Origin of the sequence: Pokkaliibacter plantistimulans (assembly GCF_003194385.1) — a bacterium.
Lineage (GTDB): Bacteria > Pseudomonadota > Gammaproteobacteria > Pseudomonadales > Balneatricaceae > Pokkaliibacter > Pokkaliibacter plantistimulans.
Genome location: NZ_LAPT01000050.1, coordinates 26,705 through 35,435 on the forward strand (window position 1 = coordinate 26,705; position 8,731 = coordinate 35,435).

At 57.7% G+C, this 8,731-nt stretch carries 6 protein-coding genes; 3 read left to right on the forward strand and 3 right to left on the reverse strand.

The window, feature by feature from the left end:
* Nucleotides 1-229: 229 nt before the first annotated feature.
* A complete protein-coding gene (locus WH50_RS11825) occupies nt 230-502 on the forward strand; it encodes a hypothetical protein (RefSeq protein WP_110187488.1) in 273 nt (90 codons plus the stop codon).
* Between the two features lie 232 nt (nt 503-734).
* Here WH50_RS11825 and WH50_RS11830 read toward each other — a convergent pair whose 3' ends face one another.
* The gene (locus WH50_RS11830) at nt 735-1,697 is read right to left on the reverse strand and encodes an outer membrane protein assembly factor BamD (RefSeq protein ID WP_110187489.1); all 963 of its coding nucleotides are present in this window, start codon (nt 1,695-1,697) and stop codon (nt 735-737) included.
* A gap of 241 nt (nt 1,698-1,938) precedes the next feature.
* Between WH50_RS11830 and rluD the strand changes: the two genes are divergently transcribed.
* Entirely contained in the window at nt 1,939-2,913 is a 975-nt protein-coding gene (rluD, locus tag WH50_RS11835; protein ID WP_104151637.1) for a 23S rRNA pseudouridine(1911/1915/1917) synthase RluD, read from the forward strand.
* A 119-nt stretch (nt 2,914-3,032) separates the two neighbouring features.
* Nucleotides 3,033-3,761, forward strand: a complete 729-nt coding sequence (pgeF, locus tag WH50_RS11840; RefSeq protein WP_110187490.1) for a peptidoglycan editing factor PgeF — start codon at nt 3,033-3,035, stop codon at nt 3,759-3,761.
* Nucleotides 3,762-3,881: 120 nt separating this feature from the next.
* Here pgeF and WH50_RS11845 read toward each other — a convergent pair whose 3' ends face one another.
* Together WH50_RS11845 and WH50_RS26620 are read right to left on the reverse strand one after the other, a co-directional pair.
* Entirely contained in the window at nt 3,882-5,390 is a 1,509-nt protein-coding gene (locus WH50_RS11845; protein WP_110187495.1) for a TolC family protein, read from the reverse strand.
* Nucleotides 5,391-5,445: 55 nt separating this feature from the next.
* Nucleotides 5,446-8,731, reverse strand: a 3,286-nt coding sequence (locus tag WH50_RS26620) for a putative Ig domain-containing protein (protein ID WP_207780273.1), incomplete at its 5' end; no start/stop codon positions are given.

The following is an 8,731-nucleotide window of genomic DNA, read 5'->3' on the forward strand; positions in this document are numbered from 1 at the left end:
AGTATGGTGAAGCAATGTGGATTTTTTCCCTTTGCCTCTTGTCTCCAAAAAAAATACCCCCACAATAGCGCCGCATGCGTGAAACACTGATGGTGTCTGCTCTCAGTCCTGTTCGCGTATGGTGGCAAATTTGGCTTTATTGTGAATTGGACAAGTCCGTTTCTATGCTCATACTTAGCGGTAAATCGCCTGGGGCGGAGCAGCGGCACTTGAGGTTACAGGGGGAAGCATGAGTAAGTTTGGTTCCTTGCAAGAGCAGCTTGAACGGATGAAGAAAGCGGGCAAGGGTGGCACATCGGAGAAGCGTTCAGGGCTGAAGACGTTTGTCCCGGTGTATGCACCTGCCAAGTCACCAAAGAGCGACGATGATGAAGCGGGTGGTGACACGATGGAAGATTTGAGTGGTGTCCTGCCAGCCGATGCCGACTATGAAGGTGATGGTCTTGATGGCAGTGGTGAGGATTTCGGCGACGAAGAAGAGGTCGAGCACGAAGAGTACTGAGGCAACATCGTTTACTGATGTCTTTTGGTCAGATGGCGCTACTGATCGCGTCGTAGCGCCGTGCGCATGAGTTTGACATGTTGACGCTCTCTTCTTAAGCCTCTTTTTGAAGCATAAAAAATGCCCCGCAGAGCGGCACTGATCATCAGTGATGTCTGCGGGGCATTTTTATTTACATCGTCTGGCTTGCCGACGCGCAGCAGCGCGCCGGGCTTTCACTTCAGGGTGGCGGTTACTCGAACAGTCCGCCCGTCAGCTTGTGAAACAGACTGCGATTATTGCCATCATCGTCTGCGGCAGGTTGCTGCTCTTCAGGTTCTGCGGGTTGCTGAACTGCAGGCTGGGCCGGTGCCTCAGTGTTTGATTTCACCAGCGTGGGTACAGGCAGCTTGGTGTCTGAAGACTGGAATACGCCCATGGTGTAACGGTCGAAGACGCTTTCCTGCTTCAGCACATCTTTGTCATAACCGGGATAGTTCAGATCTAGCACTTCTTGTGTTGACTGAGCTAGCGTGGGTTCATTTAGCGCTTTGTAAGCCACAATCATAATTGCCAGGCCATCGGGTACGGCGGGTGTTTCCTGAAAGTTTTCCACCACATAGTTACCACGATTGGCCGCTGCCAGATACGCACCGCGCTTCAGGTAATACTGGGCGACGTGAATTTCATAGCGAGCCAGACGGTTACGCAGGTAAACCATGCGGTTACGTGCATCTGACGCGTAGGGGCTGTTGGGATAGAGCCGTACCAGTGTGGCGAAGTCGTTGTAAGAGTCTTTCGCTGCACCGGGATCACGTTCAGTTTCATCAGTAGGCAGGAAACGGTCAATCAGGCTCTGATCTTCTTCGAACGCGGTCAGGCCGCGGAGGTAGTAGGCGTAATCCACATACTCACTATTGGGATAGACGCGGATAAAACGATCTGCGGAAGCCTGTACTTGTGCAGTCTTGCCTGAGCGGTAGTAGGCATACATCAACTCAAGCTGAGCCTGTTCAGAGTAACGACCGAACGGATAGCGGGCCTCCAGCTTTTCATACCAATCTGTAGCTTGATCCCAGAGTGCATCGTCCAGTGATTGAGTGGCCTTCTCGTACATGACCTGTTCTGGATAGTCGGGCTCTTTCGGCTTTAAAGAAGAACAGCCCGTCAGGGTGACAGCCAACAGTGAAGCCAGCAGGAGTTTACCTTGTCGCATCGGAATACCATTGCCGCTCGTGAATACTCAAGGCGGTTATTCTAGCGGTATTCGTTCAGGTGTACAGCCTGTGTGCTGAATAACCTTGGGTGTCCCTGTATACTGGCGGTTTTCATCCCGGTGCAAAGCAACAACCGCTGACCCTGAAGTCTGGGGCAGTGATCATAGTTGCCTTGCCGGGGGAGCGTAGCCATGCAACCACAAGGCTACGCATGCATTTAGCCATGAGCACAGAGTCAACATGAGTGAAACCATTAAGCATCGACTGCAAGTCCCTATGGACAAAGGCGGGATGCGTCTTGATCAGGTCGCTGCCGAATTGTTTTCGGATTATTCCCGCGCCCGTTTGCAAACCTGGATCAAAGAAGAAGCATTAAAGGTAGACGGACGTGCCTGCAAACCCCGAGAAAAGTTGCTCGGTGGCGAATGGCTTGAGCTTGAAGCTGAGCTGGAGGCACAGGAGCGCTGGCTACCGGAGGCAATTGATCTGCCGATTGTCTACGAAGATGAGCACATCCTGATTCTGAACAAACCAGCAGGTCTGGTTGTTCACCCAGCTGCAGGGCATAGCGAAGGAACGCTGCTGAACGCACTGCTGCATCATGCTCCTGAGCTGAATGTAGTGCCCCGTGCCGGTATTGTGCATCGACTGGACAAAGATACGACCGGACTGATGGTTGTAGCCAAGACCATTCAGGCGCAGACCGACCTGGTTGAGCAGCTGCAGGAACGCTCCATGGGACGTGAATACGAAGCAGTGGTGCAGGGTGTGATGACCGGCGGTGGTACGGTTGATGAGCACATGGGGCGTCATAGTCGTCACCGGCAAAAGATGGCTGTCGTCGCGGAAGGCAGCGGCAAGAATGCGGTAACTCATTACCGCGTGCTGGAGAAGTTCCGCGCCCACACCCACATTCGTTGCAAGCTGGAAACCGGTCGTACCCATCAGATACGTGTCCATATGGCACATATCCACTACCCTCTGGTAGGTGATCCACTGTACGGTGGCCGTAACCGTTTACCCAAGGGCTGTACTCCTGATTTGCAGGATGCTCTGCGTCTGTTTCAGCGGCAGGCTCTGCATGCCAAGCGTCTTGAACTCTCACACCCTGCAACCGGAGAGTGGATGGAGTGGGAAGTGGAACTACCTGAAGATCTCAAGGCGCTGTTAGCTGCACTGGATGAAGACCGTCAGGGTTATGACGATTATCTTTAACTGAGCTTGTATGAATGATCAGGTACGGCTCAGGCTGTACCTGAACCATCTGAGATCACTCTTCGGCAGATGTCGTCCAACAATAAAAGCGATGACCGTAAAGAGATAGGAGGTCGATCTTGTCATACGTCTATCCAGACTGGCCTGCTCCAGGCAATGTTAAAGCGCTGTGTACCACTCGCCTGGGAGGGCATAGCCAGGGGGCCTTCGACAGCTTCAATCTTGGTGACCATGTGGGGGATGATCCCCAGGCCGTGCATGCCAATCGTCTTCAGTTGCAGGCAGAGTTGAATCTTCAGCAGCCTCCAGCCTGGTTGGTACAGGTGCATGGTACGGATGTGGCGTGCCCTGGCGAAGCGGAGGATTATCAGGCTGATGCCAGTGTGACCCGTCATCGTGGCCAGGCGCTGGCGATCATGACAGCGGACTGTCTGCCCGTGTTGTTCTGTGATGACAAAGGGCTGGTCGTGGCAGGTGCCCATGCTGGCTGGCGGGGGCTGTGTGCAGGCATACTGGAGGCCACCATTCAGGCCATGGCTGTCGCTCCGGTGTCGCTAATGGCTTGGCTTGGGCCAGCGATTGGACCCGCTGCATTTGAAGTGGGAGATGAGGTGCGAGAAGCCTTTATTGCCCAGCAACGAGATGCTGCCGCGGCATTTGTAGCGGGAGAGCTACCCGGGAAATGGCTGGCGGATATCTATCAACTGGCACGACTACGTCTGCGTCAGGCAGGTATTGAGCGGATATACGGCGGTGAGTATTGCACGGTCAGTCAGCCTGAACTGTTCTACTCCTACCGTCGTGACCGGCAGACCGGCCGCATGGCTTCGCTGATCTGGCTGGACTAAAAAAGAGACAGGTCTTGTCTGGTTACTACCCGTAGAGCTTTCAACCCCGCAGAGCTTTCAACAGAGTGCAGTGGCGGGAGTTCCGTCACTGCACTGGTTGTTAATACTTCACCCTGTCGTTCAGAACGACTGCAGCGGTTCCATCTTGCCTTGCTGCCAGTCCGCTTCCGTCTGATCCAGCGCCTGACTGATATCCGCGACCTTATCCGACTTCAGCATCTTCGGCAGCGGGTCCAGACCTACAGTAGCAAACACCTGACCGTAAGCATTACGCAGTTCGGCATAGGCCAGATCCTGACGCAGATGCGCATTGAGCGCATTCAGCTCGCCCTGGATCAGCTGCAGTTCCCCGATGCTGTTGGCCTTGTAGCGATTGCGCAGCTGATCGGCAATCTGGGTATCCAGACCACTGAGCTCGGTGCTGGTCTTGTACTGACGCAGGGCTTCATTGTAGTTGGCACGGGCCACATAGAGCTGCGCCATGATCGCCAGTGACATGGCCTGACGCTGCATTTTTGCTACCACCTCATTGGCTTTGGCCGCATCTCTTGCTGCCGGGCCTGAGAGCAGGTTGAACAGGTTCCAGGTGACTTTCACCCCCACATCCGCCCAGCTCTGATTGACCAGGAAGGAGTTGCTGTCGTAATGGCCACCGGCATCGATTTCCAGCCCCGGTAACATCCGCAGCAGAGACTTGCGGGTTTCCGCGGCACTGATACGGACCTGATAATCCTGCTCACGCAGTTCAGGACGGCTGACCAGCGCCACCTCTTCCAGCTTGTTGAAATCCACGTTCAGCTGCGGAACCGGCAGGTTGGTGTCATCCGGCACCGCCAGAGTATAGGTGGACCCCAGTGGCAGGTTCATCAGCGTGGCCAGCTCGGTCTTCGCCAGTGACAGGGCGCGGCGTTGTTCTTCCAGCTGACGCAAGGCATCCAGTAGCGCGCGCTGATAGCTCAGCGCCTCAATCGGATCACCGACCTGCTGGGCGGTCATGCGCTGACTGGTGGCGCGCGCCTCATTGACGCGATCAATCAGACTGTCGATCTTGCTCAGCAGACGCTCCGCCGCCGCGGCCCGCCAGTAGGCCGAACGCACATCCTGAATGATGGTATGAATGACCTTGCGCTTGCGCTCCTGCGCGATCCAGCGCTGATCCGACTTCTGCTGGGCAGTCACATAACTGACGCCGAAGTCCAGCACGTTCCACACCATGGTCAGATCGGCCACATCGCGATCACTGTCCAGCGACGTGGACGGCTCCAGCGATTGCTGGCCGGTTTCCACACTGAGGCTGCTGGAGGCACTCAGATTGCTGCGGCCGGAATAACCGGCAGCCAGTGCCATCTTCGGCAGCATATCAAAGTGCGACAGATCCAGCTGACGCTGGGCCAGCGCCTCCTCCATCACCTTGAGCCGGGCTTCAAGGTTGTATTTGAGGGCGCGGGCCATGGCATCGTGTAGCGTGATGGGCGCTGTCACCGGCTCCTGATTAATGAACATCTGTGCCAGATCCTGCTGCACCCGCTGCTCACTCTGCACCTTGGAGATGGGCTGGCTGGTCACGGCACAGCCACTGACCAGCAGGGCGATGACACTGAGGCTGAATAACTTACGGCCATTAGACACAATGTGGCTCCTAAAGGTGTTCGTCATTGTCATGGATAGATTGCCTTTCACTGGATTATCCCTGTTGTAGGCCTAATTCGAGCAGAGCATGTTCAATGGCACTGATCCGCTGCAGTTCGTTGTCATCAAGGGCGCGTAATTGCTGATCCAGGCCGGGCGAGAACGCGGCCAGAGGGACACCGGCACCACCGCTACCCGAAATACCTCCAGTGCCACCAAAGCCGCCGTTGTCCACATCGATATTACTCCAGCTACCGCCGGAGAAGATCTGCATGGGTGTGATGGACGGCAGGTGAATGCCCGAGAACATCCCCGCCAGGGTCGAGCTACCGCCCAGGGCGCCACCGTTGTTGAAGCTGGGGAAACTGCCCAGACTGCTGTTGAAGGAGCCAAGACCACCACCGCTACCGGACTGGAAGGTGCTGCCGATCTGCGAGGTAGAGAACCCACCGTTACCGCCATTGGTGGTACCCGACTGGAAGATCGAGGTGACGACTGAGTTGCCACCGTTGCCACCGTTACCGCCAATGCCTCCCAGTGAGCCGTTGAACGACAGCCCACTCTGACCACCATTCCCAGAAGTATTTCCACCGGCGGGCGGTGTGGGTGACGTCGTGGGCGTTTCGGAGCCATTGGTCCGGAACTCCGGGTCGCCCCCCGTGCTGGTGGCGCGGGCCACGGTCAGCGTAAAGGTGGTGGTGGCCTGAGCACCGTCAGCATCGGTGGCGGTCACCGTAATGCTGAGGGACCCCACATTGGCGGCCGCCGGCGTACCGCTGAACAGGCCAGTTGAGGCATCAAAACTCAGCCAGCTGGGCAGGGCCGCTCCATTCGCCAGCGTGGCTGTCAGGGTCAGGCTGTCACCGGCATCCACATCGGCAAAGGTGCCTGCAGGCAAGGTAAAGCTGAAGGCCTGATTCTGCACCGCGGACTGATTGCTGACACTGTCAGCGGTCGGAGCATCATTGGTATTAGCAACGGTCAGACTAAAACTACTGCTGACCGAAGCGCCACTGGCATCGGTAGCCGTGACCCTGATGCTCAGGCTGCCCACATCGCCGTTATCCGGGGTACCGGAGAAGGTGCCGGTGCTGGCATCAAAACTCAGCCAGCTCGGTAGCGCCGAACCGTCGGCCAGGGTGGCACTTAGAGTCAGACTGTCACCGGCATCCACATCGGCAAAGGTGCCTGCCGGGACGGTAAAGCTGAAGCTACTGTCTTCGGTGGCACTCTGGGCACTGATCACTCCCGCAGTGGGTGCATCGTTGGTATTGGTAACGGTCAGGCTAAAGCTGCTGCTGACCGAAGCGCCACTGGTGTCAGTCGCGGTGACCCTGATGCTGATCGCACCGACATCGCCGTTATCCGGTGTGCCGGAGAAGGTGCCGGTGCTGGCATCAAAGCTCAGCCAGCTCGGTAGCGCCGAACCGTCGGCCAGGGTAGCACTCAGAGTCAGACTGTCACCGGCATCCACATCGGCAAAGGTGCCCGCCGGGACGGTAAAGCGGAAGGCGCTGTCTTCGGTGGCACTCTGGGCACTGATCACTCCCGCAGTGGGCGCATCGTTGGTATTGGCAACGGTCAGACTAAAGCTGCTGCTCACCGAGGCACCGCTGGTATCGGTTGCCGTGACCTTGATGGTCAGACTGCCTACATCGTCATTGGTGGGCGTTCCCGAGAAGGTACGCGTGGTGGCGTTAAAGCTCAGCCAGCTGGGCAAGGCCGAACCATCGGCCAGCGTCGCGGTGTAGGTCAGGCTGTCACCGGTATCCACGTCACTGAAGGTGCCCGCCGGGACGGTAAAGCGGAAGGCGCTGTCTTCACTGGCGGCCTGATCTGCTATGCCTGCACTGGTGGGCACATCATTGGTGTTCACGACTTTGAGTGTGAACTGGGTACTGGCCGAGGCACCGCTGGTATCGGTCGCCGTGACCTTGATGGTCAGACTGCCTACATCATCATTGGTGGGCGTACCGGAGAAGGTACCGGTGCTGGCATCAAAGCTCAGCCAGCTCGGCAGGGCCGAACCGTCCGCCAGGGTGGCGGTGTAGGTCAGGCTGTCACCGGCATCCACATCACGGAAGGTGCCCGCCGGGACGGTAAAGCGGAAGGCGCTGTCTTCATTGGCGACCTGATCTGCTATGCCTGCACTGGTGGGCACGTCATTGGTGTTCACGACTTTGAGTGTGAACTGGGTACTGGCCGAGGCACCGCTGGTATCGGTGGCCGTGACCCTGATGGTCAGACTGCCAACATCATCATTGGTGGGCGTACCGGAGAAGGTACCGGTGCTGGCATCAAAGCTCAGCCAGCTCGGCAGCGCCGAACCGTCCGCCAGGGTGGCGCTCAGGGTCAGACGGTCACCGGCATCGGCATCGATGAAGGTGTCCGCCGCCAGGGTAAAGCGGAAGGTGCTGTCTTCGGTCGCAACCTGATTGGGGATGACGCCAGAGCTGGCCGCGTCATTGGTGTTGATCACGGTCAGGCTAAAGTCGCTGCTGACAGCGGCCCCCTGGGTATCGGTCGCCGTGACTTTGATACGGATGATGCCGACATCACCGTTATCCGGCGTACCGGAGAAGGTGCCGGTGCTGGCATCAAAACTCAGCCAGGCAGGCAGGGCGGAACCGTCGGCCAGGGTGGCGCTCAGGGTTAGACGGTCACCGGCATCCACATCAGTGAAGGTGTTCGCGGGAACTGTAAAGGTAAAGCCCGCATCTTCGGTGGCACGCTGATCACTGATCGCCCCTGCCTCAGGCGCATTGTTCACATTGGCCACGGTCAGACTAAAGGTACTGCTCACCGAGGCACCGCTGGTATCGGTGGCGGTGACCCGGATGCTGATCGCACCGACATCGCCGTTATCCGGCGTACCGGAGAAGGTACGGGTACTGGCATCAAAGCTCAGCCAGCTGGGCAGGGCCGAGCCGTCGGCCAGGGTGGCGGTGTAGGTCAGGCTGTCAGCGGCATCCACATCACTGAAGGTGTTCGCGGGAACCGTAAAGGTAAAGCCCGCATCTTCGGTGGCACGCTGATCACTGATCACCCCGGCGGTCGGGGCATCGTTGGTATTGGCAATGGTCAGGGTAAAGTCAGCGCTCAGACTGACCTGATTACTGTCCATGGCGGTGACCCGGATGCTCAGGCTACCCACATCGCCGTTCTCCGGGGTACCAGAGAAGGTACCGGTGCTGGCATCGAAGCTCAGCCAGGCAGGCAATGCCGAACCGTCGGCCAGGGTGGCGGTCAGGGTACTGAGCGTCCCCAGCTCACTGAAGGTGGCCGCCGGGATAGTAAAGGTGAAGGCACTGTCTTCGGCCACCTGCTGGTCGGGAATGGTA

What these genes read in the sequence shown, in the direction of transcription:
- WH50_RS11825 (WP_110187488.1), top strand. Translation starts at nt 230, where the DNA reads ATGAGTAAGTTTGGTTCCTTGCAAGAGCAGCTTGAACGGATGAAGAAA.
- WH50_RS11830 (WP_110187489.1), bottom strand. Translation starts at nt 1,697, where the DNA reads ATGCGACAAGGTAAACTCCTGCTGGCTTCACTGTTGGCTGTCACCCTG.
- rluD (WP_104151637.1), top strand. Translation starts at nt 1,939, where the DNA reads ATGAGTGAAACCATTAAGCATCGACTGCAAGTCCCTATGGACAAAGGC.